At 37.4% G+C, this 21,845-nt stretch carries 20 protein-coding genes and 1 pseudogene; 1 reads left to right on the forward strand and 20 read right to left on the reverse strand.

What is annotated here, in order from left to right:
• From EHV10_RS06900 to gdhA, 9 genes and pseudogenes are all read right to left on the reverse strand, one after another.
• Positions 1–263: transposase (locus tag EHV10_RS06900; RefSeq protein ID WP_148092614.1), on the reverse strand; the 263-nt coding region annotated here is incomplete at its 3' end.
• 122 nt (positions 264–385) lie between these two features.
• Positions 386–2,101, reverse strand: a complete 1,716-nt coding sequence (locus tag EHV10_RS06905; protein ID WP_128673293.1) for an IS1634 family transposase — start codon at positions 2,099–2,101, stop codon at positions 386–388.
• 154 nt (positions 2,102–2,255) lie between these two features.
• A pseudogene (locus EHV10_RS15610) lies at positions 2,256–2,549 on the reverse strand (transposase); the annotation flags it as partial.
• Between the two features lie 145 nt (positions 2,550–2,694).
• Positions 2,695–3,120 carry a Fe-S cluster assembly sulfur transfer protein SufU gene (sufU, locus tag EHV10_RS06915; RefSeq protein ID WP_128674017.1) on the reverse strand — a complete coding sequence of 142 codons (426 nt, stop codon included), beginning with the start codon at positions 3,118–3,120 and terminating at the stop codon, positions 2,695–2,697.
• Positions 3,113–4,330, reverse strand: a complete 1,218-nt coding sequence (locus EHV10_RS06920) for an aminotransferase class V-fold PLP-dependent enzyme (RefSeq protein ID WP_128674018.1) — start codon at positions 4,328–4,330, stop codon at positions 3,113–3,115. Before EHV10_RS06920 ends, sufU begins: the two co-directional genes overlap by 8 nt.
• Entirely contained in the window at positions 4,323–5,378 is a 1,056-nt protein-coding gene (locus EHV10_RS06925) for a SufB/SufD family protein (RefSeq protein WP_128674019.1), read from the reverse strand. The genes EHV10_RS06920 and EHV10_RS06925 overlap by 8 nt, the downstream gene beginning before the upstream one ends.
• Positions 5,378–6,784 (reverse strand): Fe-S cluster assembly protein SufB, encoded by a 1,407-nt coding sequence (gene sufB, locus EHV10_RS06930; RefSeq protein ID WP_128674020.1) that lies wholly within the window; start codon positions 6,782–6,784, stop codon positions 5,378–5,380. The genes EHV10_RS06925 and sufB overlap by 1 nt, the downstream gene beginning before the upstream one ends.
• Positions 6,784–7,542 (reverse strand): Fe-S cluster assembly ATPase SufC, encoded by a 759-nt coding sequence (sufC, locus tag EHV10_RS06935; protein ID WP_007593681.1) that lies wholly within the window; start codon positions 7,540–7,542, stop codon positions 6,784–6,786. Before sufC ends, sufB begins: the two co-directional genes overlap by 1 nt.
• Before the next feature lie 175 nt (positions 7,543–7,717).
• On the reverse strand, positions 7,718–9,052 hold the full coding sequence (gene gdhA / locus EHV10_RS06940; protein WP_007593683.1) for an NADP-specific glutamate dehydrogenase: 1,335 nt from the start codon (positions 9,050–9,052) through the stop codon (positions 7,718–7,720).
• A 317-nt stretch (positions 9,053–9,369) separates the two neighbouring features.
• Between gdhA and EHV10_RS06945 the strand changes: the two genes are divergently transcribed.
• Positions 9,370–10,758 carry an ISNCY family transposase gene (locus EHV10_RS06945; RefSeq protein WP_128673369.1) on the forward strand — a complete coding sequence of 463 codons (1,389 nt, stop codon included), beginning with the start codon at positions 9,370–9,372 and terminating at the stop codon, positions 10,756–10,758.
• A 70-nt stretch (positions 10,759–10,828) separates the two neighbouring features.
• On the opposite strand, the gene recO is transcribed toward EHV10_RS06945, so the two are convergent.
• The 11 genes from recO to EHV10_RS07000 all read right to left on the reverse strand — a co-directional run bounded on the left by recO (position 10,829) and on the right by EHV10_RS07000 (position 21,764).
• A complete protein-coding gene (gene recO, locus EHV10_RS06950; protein ID WP_007593684.1) occupies positions 10,829–11,473 on the reverse strand; it encodes a DNA repair protein RecO in 645 nt (214 codons plus the stop codon).
• A 1-nt stretch (position 11,474) separates the two neighbouring features.
• A complete protein-coding gene (gene era / locus EHV10_RS06955; protein ID WP_128674021.1) occupies positions 11,475–12,371 on the reverse strand; it encodes a GTPase Era in 897 nt (298 codons plus the stop codon).
• Between the two features lie 11 nt (positions 12,372–12,382).
• Positions 12,383–15,355, reverse strand: coding sequence for an insulinase family protein (locus EHV10_RS06960; RefSeq protein WP_128674022.1), 2,973 nt, complete (start codon positions 15,353–15,355; stop codon positions 12,383–12,385).
• A gap of 21 nt (positions 15,356–15,376) precedes the next feature.
• On the reverse strand, positions 15,377–16,183 hold the full coding sequence (locus EHV10_RS06965; RefSeq protein ID WP_128674023.1) for a YdcF family protein: 807 nt from the start codon (positions 16,181–16,183) through the stop codon (positions 15,377–15,379).
• A gap of 14 nt (positions 16,184–16,197) precedes the next feature.
• On the reverse strand, positions 16,198–17,433 hold the full coding sequence (locus tag EHV10_RS06970; RefSeq protein WP_128674024.1) for a peptidase U32 family protein: 1,236 nt from the start codon (positions 17,431–17,433) through the stop codon (positions 16,198–16,200).
• A 1-nt stretch (position 17,434) separates the two neighbouring features.
• Complete coding sequence (locus EHV10_RS06975; protein ID WP_128674025.1) at positions 17,435–18,082, reverse strand: O-methyltransferase; 648 nt, start codon at positions 18,080–18,082, stop codon at positions 17,435–17,437.
• Positions 18,066–18,467 carry an endolytic transglycosylase MltG gene (locus tag EHV10_RS06980; RefSeq protein WP_009662996.1) on the reverse strand — a complete coding sequence of 134 codons (402 nt, stop codon included), beginning with the start codon at positions 18,465–18,467 and terminating at the stop codon, positions 18,066–18,068. The genes EHV10_RS06975 and EHV10_RS06980 overlap by 17 nt, the downstream gene beginning before the upstream one ends.
• A 3-nt stretch (positions 18,468–18,470) precedes the next feature.
• Positions 18,471–20,600 carry a ribonuclease J gene (locus tag EHV10_RS06985; RefSeq protein ID WP_279221814.1) on the reverse strand — a complete coding sequence of 710 codons (2,130 nt, stop codon included), beginning with the start codon at positions 20,598–20,600 and terminating at the stop codon, positions 18,471–18,473.
• Positions 20,601–20,661: 61 nt separating this feature from the next.
• A complete protein-coding gene (locus EHV10_RS06990) occupies positions 20,662–20,931 on the reverse strand; it encodes a DUF1292 domain-containing protein (RefSeq protein ID WP_128674026.1) in 270 nt (89 codons plus the stop codon).
• A complete protein-coding gene (ruvX, locus tag EHV10_RS06995) occupies positions 20,921–21,337 on the reverse strand; it encodes a Holliday junction resolvase RuvX (RefSeq protein WP_207667144.1) in 417 nt (138 codons plus the stop codon). Before ruvX ends, EHV10_RS06990 begins: the two co-directional genes overlap by 11 nt.
• 169 nt (positions 21,338–21,506) lie before the next feature.
• Complete coding sequence (locus tag EHV10_RS07000; RefSeq protein WP_128674028.1) at positions 21,507–21,764, reverse strand: IreB family regulatory phosphoprotein; 258 nt, start codon at positions 21,762–21,764, stop codon at positions 21,507–21,509.
• Between the last annotated feature and the right edge of the window lie 81 nt (positions 21,765–21,845).

Below are 21,845 nucleotides of genomic sequence, written 5' to 3' on the forward strand. Positions count from 1 at the left end.
AAGACCCGAGTAAGCCAGATAAAAGCAATATCTCTTTCACATAAATCCACAATACGATTAATAGAGCGTATTCCTCGCATATTTGCATAAGTAATAACTGCATACATCATGATCGGGTTGTACCCTGTTCTTCCCTTGTCCGAACAATTGGCTAACAGTCCGGAAAAATCTAAATCCTCCATAACTTTTTTTAGGGTATAGACTGGATCGTCATTGGGCAAACTCAATTCATATAAGCTAAAGTTGATTTTCTGTTGACCTATTTCAAAAAAGTCGTTATAATCCTGTCTTTGACAGTTTTAAAAGTTAAAGTGCCCTTGAAACCCAGTGTTTTACCGGCTTTCAGGGTATTTTTATTTCGTTTTGAAACTGAAAAAATAGTATTTTATTTTCCTTTACTTTGTTTTTGTATTGTCCTCATTTGACTTTTTGTTATAAATTCAAAATCTGTATTAAAATGACAAATCTCATGTAGTTTATCTGTGAGCTCTGTTCGTTTATATAGAGGTATGAAACCTTGCTCTTTTATATATGCAAAATTAAAATCTTTTAAGGTCTTTAGAATCTCTTCGCATGTATACTTGTGTTCTAAAAATTTTTCAAGATATCTGTAAATAATCAAGGCTAAAAAGCAGGTTAAGAAGTGAGAAGTAATTCTATCAGTTCTTTGTAAAAATATCGGCCGTGCTTCAAACTCAGTTTTCATAATTCTAAAGCATTCTTCTATTTGCCAACGCTTTTCACTTATACTTAGTATTTCACTTACATTATCGTCAAGTAGGTCTGTTGAGATGGCATACATACCATCATACTTTGCCTCCTCATCTATTTTTTCTGTATTAAGAAAGTTATGTACATTTGCTTTTTCACCATCATCAGTTACCGAAATACTACCAAGAAATCTGGCTGGATCATTAGGATTTCTTCTTTCTTTTTTGATACTGCCTTTTTCAAGCATTAACTTAGCTCTTTCAACTTGTTTCTCTCTAATAGCTTTTTGGTATTTGGCATATTTTGGTGAGTATGTGATTATAAGTCTTTGAGATAAATCTTTCGGTGTATAGGGAGCATCTTTGTAATATATAGTCTCATCATCCTTTGAGATTTCAGCCAGATCTACCACTTTATCATCAGATAAACGTTTAAATCCTTTAGTATCTAAAGCCCATTCCCTATCCTGTGCATTAAGCTTTTTTATTGATTGAGTAACTACAAAAGCTCTTTCACCCATATGATTGTACTTTCTTATTTTTTCCGAACCAAGTCCGGCATCACTACAGTAAATAAACTTTTGACAATCAAACTCTTTTAAAATTTTTTCTTCAAGTGGTTTAATAGAGGTTTGTTCATTTGCATTTCCCGGAAATAGAGAAAAAGCAAGTGGAATGCCGTCACCATCCATAAACATACCCATTTGTATTATAGGGTTTGGTCTGTGTTCCTTGCTTTTGCCATATCTCTTAATGCCATCTTCATCCTCAATCTCAAAATAATAGTTAGTACAATCATAAAAAAGAAGCTTATCATTGCGTTTTCCGACTAAATGACTATTTCTATAAGTTTCAGATTGTATAAGGTCACATTCTTTACCGAGTACATTTAAAGAGCGATATACATCATGTAATTGGTAAGATGGTGGCTCTAAAAAATCCATAGAACAAGAGTAACTTGAGCGTTTACTGGAAGGTTCGAGTATTCTGGAGTAAATCAAATCGGATAATATCGAGTTGATATCAAACTTGAAGTTATACTTATCCCTTATCTTTCTACAAACTTTATGTAAGCCAAGTTTATAATAAAAGTACTGCAAAAACAGGTAACCTCCACGATAGAAGACTTGTTGCTGTGGCTGTAGTCGTTTGCTTGAGTTAAAAGAAAAATTTACTATTTTATCTTCTTTGTACTTCTGTGTTTCAAGTTTTGCCTCGGCACGAGCCCATTTCATGACGTCATCTCTAGTGGGTCCATGCTCTTTTAATAAATCAGCGAGAGTACCAAGTTTGCGTACATTTACAGAGGTGCTAACCCCTTTGTCATTTATAAAGCTTTTGGAAATATAGAAGGACTCTGCATTTTTTGATTTTGATGTAGTAACTTTCATAGATAACCTCCACACCTTATTATAGCATAAAATACTAGAAAATACTATATATTAAAACGAACATTTTGACAAAAATTTCAAGCGAGAAGTGTAGGCTATATGCGGGTTACAGGACTTTTTTTATGCCTATTTAGGTAAACAAACTGTCAAAGACCCGAGTAAGCCAGATAAAAGCAATATCTCTTTCACATAAATCCACAATACGATTAATAGAGCGTATTCCTCGCATATTTGCATAAGTAATAACTGCATACATCATGATCGGGTTGTACCCTGTTCTTCCCTTGTCCGAACAATTGGCTAACAGTCCGGAAAAATCTAAATCCTCCATAACTTTTTTTAGGGTATAGACTGGATCGTCATTGGGCAAACTCAATTCATATAAGCTAAAGTTGATTTTCTGTTGACCTATTTCAAAAAAGTCGTTATAATAATTAACTGTGAGCATAGTTACATTATAACATGTAACGGAGAAAGATGGTTGTCGTTAGCCATCTTTTTTTATGTAAAACTTAGGGAGGAGTGACTCATTTTGAGTTACTCCTCCCTATTTTATGACTGCCATTTCCCGACAGCCCCTTTTTGTATATTTATTATTTCAACAACTCTTCCATTGTATGCCAGCCAAGTACTGCACATTTTACTCTTGCGGGCATATGTGAAATATCTCTGAGGGCTCCGGCCTCATCAAGTTCCTCTATCTCTTCTTCAGTTGCCTCTCCCTTTATCATACGGAAGAACATATCTGAAAGTCTGATAGCTTCATCCTTTTCAAGACCTATTACCATATCAAGCATTATATCTGCTGAAGCCTGTGATATGGCACATCCGTCTCCTACGAAAGCACCGTCTTCTATGATGCCTTCATCATTTACTTTAAGTTTTAAAGTGATATGATCGCCACAGCTTGGATTGACACCGTCCAGTATAAGATTGGCATCTGTAAGATCATGTTTATGATACGGTCTTAAATTATGCTCTGTCAGAATTTCATTATAAAAGGCTCTGTTATCACTCATCGTATCCCATCTCCTTTCTTATATCTAAAAGAGCGGCTGCCAGTGCATCTATCTCTTCCTTTGTATTATAGAAAGAAAGGCTTGCTCTTGTGGTTGAATTTATCTTAAGATGCTGCAACAGCGGCTGTGCACAGTGATGTCCTGCTCTTACCGCAATACCTTTTGAATCAAGTATTGTCGATACATCATGCGGATGCACTCCCTCCAGTATAAAGTTAATTATACCGCTGTGCTTAGCAGGATCTTTTGAACCAAGTATTCTGACATACTTGTTCTTTGAAAGAACTTCCATAGCATATTCGCTAAGTTCTCTCTCGATACTCTCTATCTTCTCATAGCCTATGCTCTCGATATAGTCGATAGCTGCCGCAAGTCCTACCGCACCTTCCGCATTTACAGTACCTGCCTCAAACTTATGTGGCAATGGGGCAAATGTGGCTTTTTCTCTGGTAACATACTCTATCATTTCTCCACCGCTGAGGAATGGAGGCATGGCATCAAGTAATGCCTTCTTACCATAGAGCACACCGATACCCATTGGTCCGCAAAGCTTATGGCCTGAGAATGCAAAGAAGTCCGCATCCAGTTCTCTTACATCTATTTTCTTATGAGGTATACTCTGTGCACCGTCAACCACTACTACAGCTCCCACACTATGAGCTTTTTCAATGATATACTCTATAGGTGTAGGTATTCCAAGTACATTTGATATCTGTGTACAAGCCACCAACTTTGTATTTTCATTTATTTTAGAATCTATCTCAGCCTTAGTAATCTCACCGTCTTCTTCACAATCAAGGAATACAAGTTTAGCTCCTGTAGCTCTTGCCACCATCTGCCATGGAAGCATATTTGAATGATGCTCAAGTATACTTACAACTATCTCATCACCGGCCTTTATATTGTTTAATCCGTAGCTGTATGCCACAAGATTTAAGCTCTCTGATGCATTTCTGGTAAAAATTATCTCTTCACTTCCTGCTGCACCTATAAACTTCGCCACTTTGCTTCTGGCATTCTCATAGTCCTCGGTAGCTTCCACACTGAGTTTATACACTCCTCTTAAAGGATTTGCATTGTGATGCTTATAAAAATCATTCATCGCATCCAGTACCGCCTGTGGTCTTTGTGATGTAGCCGCATTGTCCATATATATTACATCATCGGATGCTAAAAGCGGAAAATCATTTCTGTATATACTCTTACTCATCTTCACTGCCTCCAAGATAAAGATTTACTTTCTCTTCAAGTGCCTCATTCTCCAGCTTCTTGCTGATAGCATCTATTCTTGCTCTAGCCACCATCTTTGTAACACTTTCCTTGTCCATACCTCTTGAAGTGAGATAGAAAAGCATTTCCTCATCAAGGTTTCCTATGGAAGCGCCATGTGTTCCCACTACATCTTCCTCGGCACAGAGTATTACAGGTATACTCTGATTGTGGATATTCTGACCTAAGAGAAGTACATCCTCACTCTCTTCTCCTGTAGCGTCTTTCGCACCTCTCTTAAAGTCAATAGTACCTCTTAGAAGCTTCTTTGAATTGTCATTAAGTACTCCTGAGGCTATCATCTTGCAATTACTTGACTTTCCTATATGATCTGCCACATAGTTAAGATCTATCTGCTCCTCGGCCTTTCCATAGTAGCCAAGGTCTGATATAAATTCACTCCTTTTACCTACAAGGCTTGCCCTTGCACCTGCAAATATCTTCTCTCCGCCAAGTAAGAGCTGTACAAGCTCAAATGAAGCATCTTTTTCAACATTTGCACCAATATCATTGAGTGAAATATCTCTGTCTGACTGAAGTCCTACCTGATACAACTTTACCTTTGCATCTTTCTCTGCAAAAACAAATGTCTGTACCGCCAAAGCACCGCTATTTTCCTCATTTGAAGAGTAATCCATCCATACATTGACTTCACTGCCTTCAGCCGCATAGATATAAACTCTTACCTTTGCAAGGCTTTCCTTATCTCTGCATATATTTATATGACTGTTTGACTTTACACCTGCAAGAGTATTTATAATAATATCTTCACTTTCAGAGTCACAAAGCTCTGTCATATTTGCTCCCATTCCTGTAGGAAGAGCCTTCATAGCTTCAATAGTCTCTTTTGAAAGTTCATTATTTGCATTCTCATTTAAAACTTTTATATTTGCACTGCCTGTTTCACTTGGTATAGAAATAGCAGTCTCATTCATCTTTAGCCATCTCCAGGTAAGAACCGGTATTCTGTTTAAAGTAATATCTCTCATTAACCAATACTTCCTTTCATTTCTAATTGAATGAGATTGTTCATCTCTACCGCATACTCAAGCGGCAATTCTTTTGATACATTGTCGGCAAAACCGCTTACGATCATTGCCTTTGCATCCTCTTCGCTGATACCTCTGTTCATAAGATAGAATACGGCATCATCACTGATTCTTCCAATTCTTGCCTCATGTCCTACATCGGCATCCGCACATCTGATATCCATAGCAGGGACTGTATCCGAGCGTGATATATCATCAAGCATCAAAGACTCACAGGATACTGCAGCCTTTGCATTCTTTGCTTTTTCAGATACTACCACAGCATTTCTGAATGTAGATATACCGCCACCCTTTGAAATCGACTTTGTATTTATAAATGAAGATGTATCAGGTGCCGCATGTACTACCTTTGAACCTGTATCAAGATTTTGTCCTGCACCTGCGAATGTAATTCCTGTGAACTCCATTCTTGCACCTCTACCCTTTAAAATACTCATAGGATAAAGATATGATACATGTGAACCGAATGAACCTGAAACCCATTCAATTCTTCCACCCTCTTCCACAACAGCTCTCTTTGTGTTGAGATTGTACATATTCTTTGACCAGTTCTCTATAGTTGAATATCTGAGTCTTGCATTCTTTCCTACATAAAGCTCCACACATCCTGCGTGAAGGTTTGCCACATTATATTTTGGTGCTGAACATCCTTCGATAAAGTGAAGATCCGCACCCTCATCTACTATAATAAGTGTATGCTCAAACTGTCCTGCACCCTTTGCATTAAGTCTGAAATATGACTGCAATGGAATATCAAGATGAACACCCTTCGGTACATATACAAATGAACCGCCTGACCATACCGCACCATGAAGCGCCGCAAACTTGTGGTCATTTGGCTTTACAAGCTTCATGAAATGCTTTTGAATCATCTCGGCATACTCACCATGCATTGCACTCTCAAGATCTGTATATACAACACCCATCTGTGAAACTTCATCTCTTACATTGTGGTATACAAGTTCCGAGTCATACTGTGCACCTACACCTGCCAAAGATTTTCTTTCAGCCTGTGGTATACCGAGTTTTTCAAAGGTATCTTTGATATCCTCAGGAACCTCTGACCACTTTGTCTTCATATGTGTATTAGGTCTTACATAAGTAACAATATTGTCGATATCAAGACCGTCTATAGACGGACCCCATGGCGGAACTTCCATCTGATTATATATTTGTAATGCCTGCAATCTGAAATTTTGCATCCATGCAGGATCGTTCTTCTCTTTTGAAATCTGAGACACTAACTCAGGTGTAAGACCTGCAGCTATCTTGAAGTTGTCCTTATCTTCATTTCTGAAGTCATACATACTTCTGTTAATGTCTTCTACATATGTCTTTTCCTTCATTATTTGCTCTCCTGAATATACTTTTCAAATCCATGCTCATTGATTTCATCAACCAAAGAAGCATCTCCTGTCTTTATGATTTTTCCGTCTACCATAATATGTGTATAGTCAACCTTTAATGACTCAAGTATTCTTGTACTGTGAGTAATTATAAGAAGAGCACCGTCTTTTTTCTTCTGATATTCTTTGATACCGGCTGAAACTGTTCTTACAGCATCTACATCAAGTCCTGAATCTGTCTCATCAAGTATTGCAAGTTTCGGTGAAAGCATAAGAAGCTGTAAAATCTCAGCCTTTTTCTTCTCACCGCCTGAAAAGCCTACATTCAAAGCTCTGTTGGCATACTCACTGTCCATATTTAAGACTTCCATATTCTTTGCAAGGTCTTTTTTAAACTGCATCATCTTTACTCTCTTGCCGCTTACAGACTCCACAGCATTTCTGATAAAGCTGCTGAGTGGAAGTCCCGGTACCTCAAGAGGGTTCTGGAATGATAAGAACATTCCCGCCTTTGCACGCTTGTCTGCCGACTCATCAATTATATTCTTACCGTCAAATATAATTTCACCGCTGTTTGCAACATATCTCGGATTTCCCATAAGAGCGTAGCCTAAAGTAGACTTACCTGCTCCGTTCGGTCCCATAAGTACATGTGTTTCGCCTTTTTTAATTTCTATATTTACTCCATGAAGAATTTCCTTTAAATTCTCATCATCTTCTATGGAAACTGTTAAATTATTTACATTTAATAATGACATTGATTTTTCCTTTCACCTCTCCCTTGAGCTTAGGGGTAATCTATAATAGAAAACCAGTATTCTATTAATATATTGGAATTTTAAAGCTTAATTCCCAGTAAGTCAATAGGAATTAAAAAAAAGCCCTTAAAAAAGGGCTTTTAAATGCTTATGTATTTAATTTTGTACAATATTTTTATACAATTCCCTGTGAAATCATTGCGTTTGCAACCTTCTCGAATCCGGCAATATTGGCACCTGCTACATAGTTGCCTTCCTGACCGTATCTCTTAGCCGCATCGTCAACCTTTGTAAAGATATCCTTCATGATACCTTTAAGCTTCTCATCAACTTCCTCAAATGTCCATGAAAGTCTCATAGCGTTCTGACTCTGCTCAAGACCTGAAACAGATACACCTCCTGCATTTGAAGCCTTACCAGGCATAAAGAGTACTCCATTGTCCTGAAGATACTTTGTTGCCTCAAGAGTTGTAGGCATGTTTGCACCCTCTGCCACTGCAAAGCAACCATTAGCTACAAGTGCCTTCGCTCCGTCAAGATCAAGCTCGTTTTGAGTAGCACATGGAAGATAAATATCACATTTGATATTCCAAATCCCCTTACCTTCTGTATACTTGGCAGAAGATACTCTGTTTGCATACTCTGATATTCTCTGTCTCTTAACTTCCTTGATATCCTTGACAATATCTACCTGTATACCGTTCTCATCATATACATAACCGTTTGAATCACAGAGTGCAACAACCTTTGCTCCAAGCTGCTGTGCCTTTTGTATTGCATAGATTGCAACATTTCCTGAACCTGTAACTACAACTGTCTTTCCCTTAAGTTCCTTGTTGTTTGCCTTAAGCATCTCATCAAGAATGTATACAAGACCGTAGCCTGTAGCCTCTGTTCGTGCTAAAGAACCTCCGAAAGGAATTCCCTTTCCTGTAAGAACACCTTCAAACAATGTTGTAAGTCTCTTGTACTGACCGAAAAGGTAACCGATCTCTCTACCGCCTACACCGATATCACCTGCCGGTACATCTGTGTCTTTTCCGATATGCTTATAAAGCTCGTTCATAAAGCTTTGGCAGAATGCCATTACTTCTCTGTCTGATTTTCCCTTAGGATCAAAGTTTGAACCGCCTTTTCCTCCACCCATAGGAAGACCTGTAAGTGAGTTTTTAAGTACCTGCTCAAATCCGAGGAATTTAAGTATTGACTGGTTTACTGTAGGATGGAAACGAAGTCCTCCCTTGTAAGCACCTATTGCATTGTTGAACTGTACACGATATCCCTTGTTTACCTGTACATTTCCTTTGTCATCCACCCATGGAACTCTGAATGAAATAATTCTCTCAGGCTCTACAAGTCTCTCTAAGATGCCGTTCTTTCTGTAAAGCTCCTCATTTGCATCAACAACAAGCTTTAATGACTCCAAAACTTCCTTAACAGCCTGATGGAACTCCGGCTCATTCGGGTTTGCAGCTACAACCTTCTCTAAAATCTCTTCTACATATGACATAATTCTTACCTCCTAGGCTTTGTCGGTACTTTGAATACTCAAAATACTCTTGACGTTCAACTCTTAAATAAACGGTTGAATCATAAATATATAAAAAGGCAAAGACTCCCTATATAGGCGTCTTTGCCGAACACAAGTCATTTTAGCAGAATTTCTTCAAATGTCAAGAAAAATTATAAAATATCTTCCAGATATATAAGCCATAAATGATAAAGTCCTGGTATACCACAAATAAAAATGTCCCACTTATGGTAGAATAGTATTTTGTATATTCTAACACTAGGAGGGACTGACTTATCAGAAAGGTTATTTTATCAATGAATGAACAAAGAAAATATGAGGTTATTAAAGGGCTGGTAGATCACTCGGATACAGCTAATAAGGATAGAGCTGCTCTTATCCTAGGATGCACCAAGAGGCATATAAACCGTATGATACAAGGTTATATTAAAGATGGTAAGGCATTCTTTATCCATGGTAACAGAGGTAAGAAGCCTGCCACCACTATACGTCCTGATGTCAGAAGTCAGGTTATTGATCTATACAGAACTAAATACTACGAGGCTAACTTTGAACACTATACGGAGCTTCTTAAAAAGCATGAGGGTATAAGCATCTCTTCTTCCTCTGTAATGAGTATTTTGGAGTCAGAGTACATTCTATCTCCAAAGGCTACAAAAGCTAAACGTAGACGCATTAAGCAGGCTCTCAGAGCCAAGAAGCAAGCTGCAACATCAAAAAAAGAATTATCACAGATACAAGCTAACTTAGTAGCAGTTGAAGATGCTCACAGTCGTCGTCCAAGATGTGCTTATTTCGGTGAATTGCTTCAAATGGATGCTACCCCTTATGAATGGGTGCCCGGACAGATATGGCATCTACATTTGGCCATTGATGATGCCTCAGGTGTTGTTACGGGTGCATGGTTTGATACTCAAGAGACTCTTAACGGCTACTACCATGTGTTTGAACAGATTCTTACTGATTATGGTATTCCCTATAAGTTTCTTACTGATAAACGAACTGTATTTACATACAAGAAAAAAGGTGCCTTATCTGACGACAAAGACACCTATACACAGTTCGCTTACGCCTGCAAGCAACTTGGTATACAACTTGAATCAAGCAGCGTACCACAGGCTAAAGGACGCATAGAACGATTGAATCAAACCTTACAGTCACGCCTGCCTATTGAGTTTAGACTCGCAGGCGTAACCGACATCAATAATGCCAATGAATTCCTTTACCACTACATAAAAGAATTCAATGAGAAGTTCTCACTTCCATGTAATGGTATCAAATCTGTCTTTGAAAAGCAACCGTCTAAAGAAAAAATAAATCTTACTTTGGCGGTTTTAACCGAGAGAACTGTTGATGCCGGACATGCGATTCAATTCGAGAAGAAATTTTATAAGATGGTAGATAATAAAGGAATGCAGACCCATTACCGAAAAGGTACCAAGGTTATGCTTATCAAAGCATTTGATAGGTCTCTGTTTGCGTGCGTAAATGACAAAGATATTTACGCTCTGGAAGAAATACCGCCCCATGAGCATAAATCTAAGGACTTGGATTCTGATTACAAACAACCCGAGCCTAGAAAACCTTATATTCCACCAATGAACCATCCTTGGAGATTAGGTGCCTTTTATAAATTCGTACACTCACAGCCACACAGAATTGAAGAAGACATAAAAAGTGCATGATAAAAGCCCCTTTTATGGGGCTTATAAATTAATTTTTTTGGGACATAATCATTTATGCTTGACAGAAAAATTATAAAATATCTTCCAGAATATCAAGAGAATGAAAATGTCTGTCTATATATTTTCTTATCATGATATCCATATATTTTTCTATCTCTGTAAGTGCCTCCTCTGTGATTACAAAGGTGAAAAGTTTCTCAGGCTTTGAATATATTATATACTCCCAAGTATATAAGGCGGTTTTATCCTTAAGTCCCGGAGTCAAATCATACTCGCCGTTTATTGTCATAAGCTTAAGCTCGAAAATTCTTCTTACAAGTCTGTTGGGTATAGATTTTTTGGTTAAAGCCAGCAATGTATAATATATAAGCTTTAAGCTCTCTATATCCACCAAAGCTTCCTTTGTGTAATAATCAAGCATTTCAAGAAAATACGTGCCGTAGCAGGTACTCTCAATATCCGCACTTACCTCTTCAAAATAGTTTGCAATATCCGCATTTACTATATTATAGGAATCTCTGCCCTCATACAGCTTAAACTTTCCATATGCAAATATTCTTGCAAAGCCCATCATCTGATTGTTGATACGCCTTGCACCTTTTGCAAAAGCATATATTTTGCCTCTTTCTTTTGTAAAGATAGTCACACGCCTGTCAAAATCACCGATTGGCATTGATTTGATTACAATGCCCGTCAATTCCACAAAATCTCTCACATTATAAATCCTTTGGATTGTAACCGAAATTCTTCATTTGCACATCGGAATCTCTCCACTTAGGTCTGACCTTTACCCAAAGCTTCAGATTCACTCTGCTCTCAAGGAGACCTTCTATATCTTTTCTGGCTGCAGTACCGATTCTCTTTAACATACTGCCGCCCTTTCCTATGATAATTCCCTTATGTGAGTCTTTTTCACATACTATAGCGGCCTCAATATCCACCATATCTCCAGAGTCTCTGTAGTTAAAGGTATCTATCTCCACAGCTATACCGTGAGGTATCTCCTCCTGCAAGAATCTAAGTGCCTTTTCTCTTATAAGCTCTGCCGCTATTTGCTTTATAGGCTGGTCTGTGACCGTATCCTCGTCATAATACATAGGACCTTCTGAAAGATATTTAAATATAATATCAAGAAGCTTATCCGTATTTGTTCCCTTAAGTGCTGATACCGGCACCACTTCGGCAAACTTCATTCTTGATGAGTACTTGGCAATTACCTCAAGCATGTCTTCCTTTTGCTTCAGAGAATCCATCTTATTGATAGCAAGTATTACAGGTATATTTACACTTGATAAAATCTCAAAGATATGCTCATCACCCTCACCTATAAATGTACTCGGTTCTACAAGCCAAAGCACCATATCCACATCTCTTAAAGTTCTTGTAGATACCTTTACCATATATTCTCCAAGCTTATTTTTAGCTTTATGTATACCCGGAGTGTCAAGGAATACTATCTGTCCTCTTTCATCTGTAAATACTGTCTGTATTCTGTTTCTTGTAGTCTGCGGCTTATTTGATGTTATAGCTATCTTTTGTCCTATCAGCGTATTCATCAATGTTGATTTTCCTACATTCGGTCTCCCTATAAGGGCAACAAATCCTGATTTCATATATTCTCCTATCAATCCTTATAAAGATGCTTTACCTCTTTAAAGAGCTCCTTATCCTTTTCTATCAAGTCCTCATTTCCAATAGCACAAATAAGTTTATCTGAAAGTACTGCCTCTATAAGCGGCACCAAAGCTCTGATATCTTCCTCACTTGTATTTAGAACTTCTTCTCTTTCCTTTACCAGATCCTCATGTCTTACTTTTGAGTAATATGCACTGAGCCCCTTTAATCCTTCTCTTGAAGGTGTCAAAGGTGTATCAAGTTCACTGATTGCACCTATTACAGACTTGGTCATCTCTCTGTCATTTGCCGTAAAGTTTTTCACATAGTCCACTATTCCCTCATATACCTTACTTGTATTTGATACATTAGGATCTCTGTATGAAACAAAACCTGAGTTTCCGCTTCTTCCAAAGATTGCGCTACATCCGTATGCGCCGCCCTTTACTCTGATATTGTTCCACAGATAGTCATAACTTAAAAGTACCTTCAGTACTCTTAAAACTCCTGTATATTTAAATCCGTGATTTACAAAATTTCCGAATCTTGCAACATAGTTTACCATTGAAGGTGTTACAAATCCCTCATTTTTGATTTCTGTTTTTAATACGGCCTTTTGTGGCTTTGTGCCTTCTTTGAAAAGACTGTCTGTAAGACTTTCTATTCCGTTAAATGCATTCTTATATCCCTTTTCATCACATATGGTATGTATCAAAATATTATCAGCACTGAAAGTAATCTTCAAAAGTCTTGAGAGGTTTTCATAAACTCTGTCAAAGTCTTTTTCTATATCTATATTTTCAAGGAAGTTAAGATAAGCAATACCTTTTGTCAAATCGTTAAACAGAAGTTCCTTTGATATATAAGAGCCTGCTCTGGTAAGCGCAGTCATATGACCGGATGATACCAATCTGTCCTTACCTGCCTTTACCTCTGCAATTATATCCTTAACTCTCTTCTTATCCTCAAGCTTTGACATTGTGAGTACTTCGGCCACATTGGAATAGAGCCAGGATTCTTTGCCATACAATATTTTTGCATTTACACTGAATGCAAAGGTAAAATCTATAGGGTTTGCATCGGTTGCAAATGCCTCAATAACATATCCGACTCCACCTGAATTTAAATTTACATTTGTTGAAAGTGCCGCATAGCTTTGCTTCTTTGTATCTATATAGCCCAATATTTCCTTTAAAAGTGCCAGATACTTAAGTTCTTCTTCATTTGCAAAGTCAATATTGAAGATAAACTTCATATAATTGATTCCTGCAGTAAATACATTTGAGTGAATTACAGGTATATCTTTTCCCGAAGCCTTTATACTCTTTTCTTCATACTCAGGCATCTTCACTTCTCTGCTTATATCATCTCTGCTAAGTAAAGGAATCTTTAAAAGGTCCTCTTCACTTGAAAGCTCAGACTGATACTTCTTAAGTGCCAAAGTATCATCATATATCTTCTTTATCTCTTCTTTTGACAATGTATCTTTGAATGCTTTAAGCTTTGCCTTAAGGTTCGCATCCTTCTTTGATGTAAGACCTTTTTTAGGTGTCATGGTGACTATAGCCGTATTCTTGTTATCAAGAAGATAATTCCGTATAAGATTTTCAAAATAATTATTATCTATCTCTTCTCTGAGAGTTTTGAAAATATTTTCAAATCTTAAATGTATTGTAGGGTCCGCATCGTAAAGCCATGAATCAAAGCTTGAAAGTCCGTACATAAGCCCCTTAGGATATGAACCGTAGTCGGCCTCTCTTGCCTTAAATTCAAATACATTTATAGCGGCCTTTATGGTCTCTTTATCAATTCCTTCATCTGCAAGCTTTCTTAAAGTACCCTCTATAACAGCCAAAAACTCAGGCTTTCTGTCAATATTTGTATTCTTTGAAGTTACGGTGAAATATGGCATAGAGATTCCGTTTGCATATCCGCCGAATACATCCTCTCCTATGCCCGCATCAATAAGTGCGTCGGTAAGATATGCCCCCGGTGCATCTATAAGTACATACTCAAGTATATGAAATCCCATAGAAACGACCGGATCAAGTTCTCCTCCCACCAATGTATTCCATGAAAGATATGTGGCATTTTCCTCACCCTGAGCCTCTGTAATAGGATATTCAAAGTTTGCTTCCTTTACACTTTCAAACTCCTTTACTTCCTCTATCTTAGAATCCACCTCTCTGTATTCAAATTTATCAAGGTATTCTCTGTCTATCCACTCAAGCTTTTTTGCCATATCCATATCCCCGTAGAGATAAATGTATGAATTTGACGGATGGTAATACTTTGAATGCATGTCAAGGAAATTCTCATATGTCAGTGTAGGAATAAAGTCGGGATCACCACCGGATTCCTCACCGTAAGAATGTCCTTCAAACAACACCTTTGTTATTGACCTTTCCAGTACACTGTCGGCAGATGAAAAAGCACCCTTCATCTCATTGTATACTACGCCGTTTAAAATAATTTCTCCGTTTTCATCAGGATTACCCTTCTCATCCACTACTTCATAATGCCAACCTTCCTGCTTAAATATCTTCTCCTCATTGTATACATTAGGATAAAATACCGCATCCAGATAAACTTCCATAAGATTGTCAAAGTCCTTATCATTGCAGGATGCAACCGGATAAACCGTCTTATCAGGATATGTAATTGCATTTAAAAATGTGTTCAATGAACCCTTTACAAGTTCTACAAAGGGATCCTTTGCTGGGAACTTTTTAGAACCGCAAAGTACGGAATGCTCCAAAATATGTGCAACTCCTGTAGAATCTTTTGAAGGTGTTCTGAATCCTATGGTAAACACCTTATTGTCATCATCTGAAAGTAAGGTAAATACTCTTGCCTTTGTCTTTTTATGTTCAAGAACAACCGCTTTTGCACTGATTTCTTCGATATCCGATATATCTTTGATCTCATATGCCGACAATTCTTTTATATGTTTTAACTCTTCATCAATATTATAATTTTTCAATATCTGCCTCCTTAGTAAAATTTAAATGTATCCTAAAAACTTGTATTTCAAAATTGCAAATGTCTCTCTCACCAACATATGTAAATAAAGAATATTACCGGACTTTGCACTTATAGGCGAAACTTGTGTATATCCAAGCTTTTTGGCCACCTGCATAGCTCTGAATATATGAAAATCATTTGTCAAAATACCTATGGTCTCCGGTCTTGCTTCCACAACTTCCACCGGACCGATATCGTTTCTGATTATAAAATCCGTATTTATCTTCATCTCTTCATTGTACTTATCCATGAGGGCTTTTGAATATATAAGATTTTCTCTTGTATTATGTGACTCAACTTCTACAAGAATATTATCTCTGTCAATGCCTCTTTCTATAAGATAATCCGCCATTTCAAGTGATTCAATTTTTCCGTTTTTTTGCATTCCGCCGCTTATAACAATAATTGTATCGGGATTTTCATTTATATAATCTATAGCTTTTTCAAGTCTGTATATGCAGTCACTTTCTTTCTTATCAAAATCTGTCTTGGCACCAAGTATGACTAAAAAATCCAATGATTTTTTATCATCTTTGGGCACCGAAAGTCTTATTACAACTACCGTTATAACAAAAATAAGAATTCCAAGAGTCGCCAAAGTACAGACAGATACCACAGACCACAATGGAATTCTCTTATTTAGATAAAGTTTGATAAGTTTACCCAGGGCAAAAAATACAAATGCAAATACATACCATATGTAATTTTGCAATTCCAAAAAGCCTGCCATAAAAATAACTACAGTCCCGTATATCCCGCATAATATTCCAAGTATAAATAAAAGCATTATACCTCCACTACTTATCTTTCGGGATTATAAATTCGTAATATATCTCCTTCTTCAGCTACCTGTTTATCAAATGTCACTTTCAAAAGTTGCATAGGGTGTGGAGCACTCTCCATCTTCTCATCCTTCTCATCTTCAATGGACTCAACACATAAAGATATATTTTCACCGTTCTTTTTCATAATCTCCATGTTGTCTCCCACAAAGAATCTGTTTTTCTGGTTAAATACCGCTCTACCCTTTTCATCCACCTCATTTACGGTTCCTATATAAATATAATTTTTTACATAGGTATTGCTGTCGTAAATCTGTGTGTCACTGTCCGGCTTTCCGAAGAAAAATCCGGTGGTAAACTCTCTGTAAGTACATTTTCCTATCTCTGATTTATACCATTCAAGGTTTTCTTTAAAGGTCTCAGGCGATTTTAAATAATCGTCTATAGCCTTTCTGTATGTTCTTGCCACAGTTGCAACATAGAGTGCGGTCTTCATTCTGCCCTCTATCTTAAAGCTGTCTATACCGGCCTCTATAAGTTCCGGAATATATTCAATCATACAGAGATCTTTTGAATTGAAGATATATGTTCCTCTCTCGTTTTCATAAACCGGCATATACTCTCCCGGTCTTTTTTCCTCCACTACGGAATATTTCCATCTGCAGGAATGAGTACATTCTCCACGGTTTGCATCTTTACCTGTAAAGAAATTGCTGAGTAAGCATCTGCCGGAATATGACATACACATAGCTCCATGTACAAATGTCTCTATCTCCATCTCCTCAGGTATATTGTCTCTGATCTTTTTTATCTCCTCAAGTGAAAGCTCTCTGGCCGTAACAACTCTTGTGGCTCCAAGCTTCCACCAAAAAAGGTAGGTGGCATAGTTTGTATTATTTGCCTGTGTTGATATATGTATTTCCACCTCAGGCCAGACTTCCTTTGCCACTGTAAATATTCCCGGGTCCGATATTATAAGAGCGTCAGGTCCTATTTCTTTTAATTCCTCAAAATAACCTCTTGCCGCATCCAAATCATCATTATGTCCAAGAATATTGGCCGTCACATAGACCTTTTTGCCTCTTTCATGTGCATATTCTATTCCGGCCTTCATATCCTCTTTTGTAAAATTCTTTGCCTTTGCTCTCAGGCTGAAAAACTCACCGCCTATATATACCGCATCGGCACCGTAATCTATTGCAACCTTAAGGTTTTCAAGATTACCTGCCGGTATTAAAAGTTCTAAATCTCTCAATTTACCTCCTACTTCTGCTAAGTAAAACTCCATCTCCTATTGAAAATATCCATGACTCCAAATCTTCATCATGTAAAAGAAGATAAATATAATCTCTCATTCTCTTATGTATGGTCTTATCTCTTTTTCTTATTGCAAAGGAAGACTCTAACAAGTCTCCCTCCTGCAAACAATTATCCGAAAAAATTATTCCCTTATCCTTCAAAAGAGCTTTCACCGTCGGCAACCAGGTAATATACTGTGCTTTGGCCGCATCCATGAAAATAAAATCAAATTTTTTATTTTCATTTACAAGCCTTTCCAGTATTTCTCCGGCATCGCCCTCAATGATTTTCGCCCTGTCTTCCAGATTCGCATACTTAATATTTTTTTTAGCTTCTTCCACTCTCTCAGGCATTTTTTCAACAGTTACTATATCCGCACCGGAGTTTTCCAGCATAACTATAGCGGAATACCCGACAGCACAACCTATCTCCAAAATCGACTTGGGATTTTGCATCTTCAAAACAAATTTCAAAAGATTTTCAGTATCTCTTTTTATTATCGGAATATAGTTTTCCTTTGCAACAGACCTTATTTCCTCTACAGTCTGTGAATTGACGGGAGAAATAATATCCAAATATTCCAAAACCTTAAGATTTGTTATCATTTACATTATTCTCCAAAACTCCGTCGTCAATCATCTCAAGCATCTGTCTTGTTGTCTGTGATGTGTTAAATGTATAATCCCCTGCATGCATTCTGATTTCAAAAAACTTTGCCTGTATCTTAAAGGAAAACTTATTTTCTATGACTCCCTTGTCATACAGTATATCGGCAAGTTCATCAAAATTCATACCTTCCGTTATATTCACCTGAACATTGTTGCCCGGTGGTGAATCCACACTTGAAGCATAAAATACACTATGTCCGAAATTATAGGCAAATGGTATGCCCGCTATCAATCCCAGTATCATAATATACATGATTAATCTTCCGAAAAAAGAAGCAACTCTTCTCTTTGTTTTCCTTTTTGATGTAGTTTCTTTGCTCATTTATTAATGTATCTCCATTATTATTGGCAATATTACAGGATTTCTCTTCATCCTCTTCCACAAAAACTCGCTTAAAGAATCTCTTACAACATTCTTTATCTTTGACCAGTCTGTGATTCTGGCATGAAGACAATCTGCCACAGCCTCTCTGACAACTGCGCTTGCCTCGTTCATCAAATCTGTAGACTCTCTTACATATACAAAGCCCCTTGAAACTATGTCGGGACCTGATAAAAGTCTGTTTGTTCCATGCTCAAGACTCATTGCCACTATTATTATACCATTTTGTGACAAGCTTTGCCTATCACGAAGCACAATATTTCCTACATCACCTACACCGAGTCCGTCTACGAAGACTCCTCCGGCCTCTACATGACCTGTTATCTTACATGAATCCTCACTAAGTTCTACCACATCACCGCTTGACATGATAAGTACATTCTCGCTTGGTATTCCCACAGCCTCTGCAAGTCCTTTTCCTGCCATAAGATGTCTGTATTCACCGTGCACAGGCAGTGCAAACTTAGGCTTTAAGAGTGAATACATAAGCTTTATCTCTTCCTGACATGCGTGACCCGACACATGAGTATCCTGGAAGATAACCTCTGCACCCTTCATTGAAAGCTCATTTATAACCTTTGATACGGCCTTTTCATTTCCCGGAATAGGGGTTGAACTCATTATAATAACATCTTCCGGTACAATCTCCACTTTTCTGTGGATTGATGAAGCCATTCTTGAAAGAGCAGCCATGGACTCACCCTGGCTTCCTGTAGTAATAATTACAGTCTTTTCAAGCGGATAGTCCTTCAGATGGTCTATATCTATAAGCGTTCCTTCAGGAATATCAATATATCCGAGTTCGGCGGCGGTTCCGATAACATTTACCATGCTTCGTCCTTCCACCACCACTTTTCTGTCATACTTATATGCCGTATTTATTATCTGCTGCACTCTGTCCACATTTGATGCAAAGGTGGCAACTATTATTCTGCTGTCTCTATGCTCGGCAAATATCAAATCAAAAGTCTTTCCGACCGTTCTCTCAGACATGGTAAATCCCGGTCTTGTAGCATTTGTAGAATCTGAAAGCATAGCAAGACAACCTGCCTTACCGATTTCAGCCATTCTTCCAAGATCTGCCGGATCTCCGAATACCGGCGTATAGTCCACCTTAAAGTCTCCGGTGTGGAATATTGTACCTGCCGGTGTAAATATGGCAAGAGATGCCGCATCAGCAATAGAGTGATTTGTCTTTACAAACTCCACCTTAAAGTCACCAAGACTTACAGTATCACCGTATTTAACTATATGAAGTTTTGCGGTATCATCAATTTGATGCTCTTTAAGTTTCTTTTCAATCAAAGCACAGGTCAGCCTTGTACCGTATACCGGTACATTAAGCTGCTTTAATATATAAGGCAGGGCACCGATATGATCCTCATGACCGTGAGTTATGCAAAATCCCTTTACTTTAAGATAGTTGTCCTTTAAATATGTGATATCCGGAATTACAAGATCTATTCCAAGCATATCATCACTTGGGAATGCAAGTCCGCAATCCACTACCATAATACTGTCATCATATTCAAAAGCAGTGATATTCATACCTATCTGTTCAAGTCCTCCAAGCGGTATGATTTTCACCTTTTTATTTGACTTTTTAGCAGCTCTGCCTCTTCTCTTTTTATTTGTATTTTCCATCAAAATACTTGATACCTGCTCGGCCAAAGAAGGTACATTCTTATCTGCAGGTCCTACATATCTTGCTTTATTTTTCTTTGTATCCGGATTCTGACTCTCATTAAAGACTACATCCTCCTTGGCACTTTCTATAGGCTTTACTTTTTTACTTGCAGTCTTTTTTGTCTGCTTTTTTTCAGCAGGTTTATTTTCTTCAGAATCTTTTGAACCGTTTTCAGACTTTTTATCTTTTTCAGAACTCTTTTTTTGTCCCGTAGTCTTTTTTGTTCCCTGTTCATGCTTTAATCTTGCATTTACAGTCCTTTCCTTCTTAACTTTCTTTTCCGGTGAACTCTCACCCATCTCATTTGCACTTGCTTCACTTAACTCCTTGCTTTCCTGCATAATTCTTTGCATATTAAGCAACGGATTCTTCTCATTCTCGTTCAAATTTTATTCCTTTCTAACTTATATTTATATATTCACATAATGTTTACCGAATAAAGGTAAATCATTTTATAATTTCAACATCATCATCCATCATATTTTGAAAGATTTCAAATACCGCATCCAGTTCCTTATCATCCTCTACAAAAATATAATTGGCCTCTTCATCGTCCTTTTCTGAAATATCTTTCATAATGTAGCAGTCTCCGCTTTCATCATCCGGACTGTCTGTAACCAGTATATAGCTTACACCGTTTAACTTGGTTTCATCTATAATTGTAAAATCGATATTTTCTCCGTCTTCCGTAACAAAATGTATACTGTTATTGTCCATTTTCTTTCTCCATATATTCTTTCAAAATTATACTTGCCGCCACCTGATCTATAAACTGTTTTCTATCCTGCTTTTTTACACCTGATTCATCAAGTATTTCATCCGCTTCTTTTGTTGTAAGTCTTTCATCCTGCATGATAATGGGCACATCAACTCTTGACTTTAACTTCTCTACAAATTCCAAAGTAAGAGCCACTCTTTCTCCGCTTCTTCCGTCCATATTCACCGGCAAACCTACTACTATTTTCTTTATATCTTTCTCTTTAACAATCTCCGCTATTCTTGCCAGAGATCTTCTGAGTTTATTTTCCGCATTTCGTTCTATGGTTTCAAACGGCTGTGCTGTAAGTCCCAATGCGTCACTTATAGCCACACCTATAGTCTTTGAACCATAATCAAGTCCCATGATTCTTTCTTTCAAATTTACCTCTAAACTTTCAATATATAAAAAGAAGTCTACCGCCAAAGCAAACTTCTTCATACATCTTATCTCATACTTTTAAATATGTTTTGTTGTATGACCCAGCCCCAGAAGGTCCATCACGCGGCTTGATGAGATTTTATCTCAAAAAAGTTCAGCTAAGATTTTTTTCAATATAGCTCTTTAATAACTCTTCGACTATCTCATCACGCTCTACTTTCATGATAAGACTTCTTGCACTGTTATGACTCGTGATATATGTCGGATCTCCTGACATCACATAGCCAACAATCTGATTCAACGGATTATATCCTTTTTCTGTCAAAGCTTCATAAACAAGCTTTAACACTTCAGTCACATCCATTTTATTTTCTTGTACTGCCCTAAAATATTGTGTATTTTGAACATCCATACCGTCACGCTTCCTTTTCTAATAATATTGATTTTATACGATTACAGCTTATATTGCAATATTATTTTTTCTTATTAAAAA

This window comes from Lachnoanaerobaculum gingivalis (assembly GCF_003862475.1).
Lineage (GTDB): Bacteria > Bacillota > Clostridia > Lachnospirales > Lachnospiraceae > Lachnoanaerobaculum > Lachnoanaerobaculum gingivalis.

Bases quoted from the DNA above. Each gene is read 5' to 3' on its own strand.
- EHV10_RS06905 (WP_128673293.1), bottom strand. From the start codon at position 2,101: ATGAAAGTTACTACATCAAAATCAAAAAATGCAGAGTCCTTCTATATT.
- sufU (WP_128674017.1), bottom strand. From the start codon at position 3,120: ATGAGTGATAACAGAGCCTTTTATAATGAAATTCTGACAGAGCATAAT.
- EHV10_RS06920 (WP_128674018.1), bottom strand. From the start codon at position 4,330: ATGAGTAAGAGTATATACAGAAATGATTTTCCGCTTTTAGCATCCGAT.
- EHV10_RS06925 (WP_128674019.1), bottom strand. From the start codon at position 5,378: ATGAGAGATATTACTTTAAACAGAATACCGGTTCTTACCTGGAGATGG.
- sufB (WP_128674020.1), bottom strand. From the start codon at position 6,784: ATGAAGGAAAAGACATATGTAGAAGACATTAACAGAAGTATGTATGAC.
- sufC (WP_007593681.1), bottom strand. From the start codon at position 7,542: ATGTCATTATTAAATGTAAATAATTTAACAGTTTCCATAGAAGATGAT.
- gdhA (WP_007593683.1), bottom strand. From the start codon at position 9,052: ATGTCATATGTAGAAGAGATTTTAGAGAAGGTTGTAGCTGCAAACCCG.
- EHV10_RS06945 (WP_128673369.1), top strand. From the start codon at position 9,370: ATGAATGAACAAAGAAAATATGAGGTTATTAAAGGGCTGGTAGATCAC.
- era (WP_128674021.1), bottom strand. From the start codon at position 12,371: ATGAAATCAGGATTTGTTGCCCTTATAGGGAGACCGAATGTAGGAAAA.
- EHV10_RS06965 (WP_128674023.1), bottom strand. From the start codon at position 16,183: ATGCTTTTATTTATACTTGGAATATTATGCGGGATATACGGGACTGTA.
- EHV10_RS06975 (WP_128674025.1), bottom strand. From the start codon at position 18,082: ATGATAACAAATCTTAAGGTTTTGGAATATTTGGATATTATTTCTCCC.
- EHV10_RS06980 (WP_009662996.1), bottom strand. From the start codon at position 18,467: ATGAGCAAAGAAACTACATCAAAAAGGAAAACAAAGAGAAGAGTTGCT.
- EHV10_RS06990 (WP_128674026.1), bottom strand. From the start codon at position 20,931: ATGGACAATAACAGTATACATTTTGTTACGGAAGACGGAGAAAATATC.
- ruvX (WP_207667144.1), bottom strand. From the start codon at position 21,337: ATGGGACTTGATTATGGTTCAAAGACTATAGGTGTGGCTATAAGTGAC.
- EHV10_RS07000 (WP_128674028.1), bottom strand. From the start codon at position 21,764: ATGGATGTTCAAAATACACAATATTTTAGGGCAGTACAAGAAAATAAA.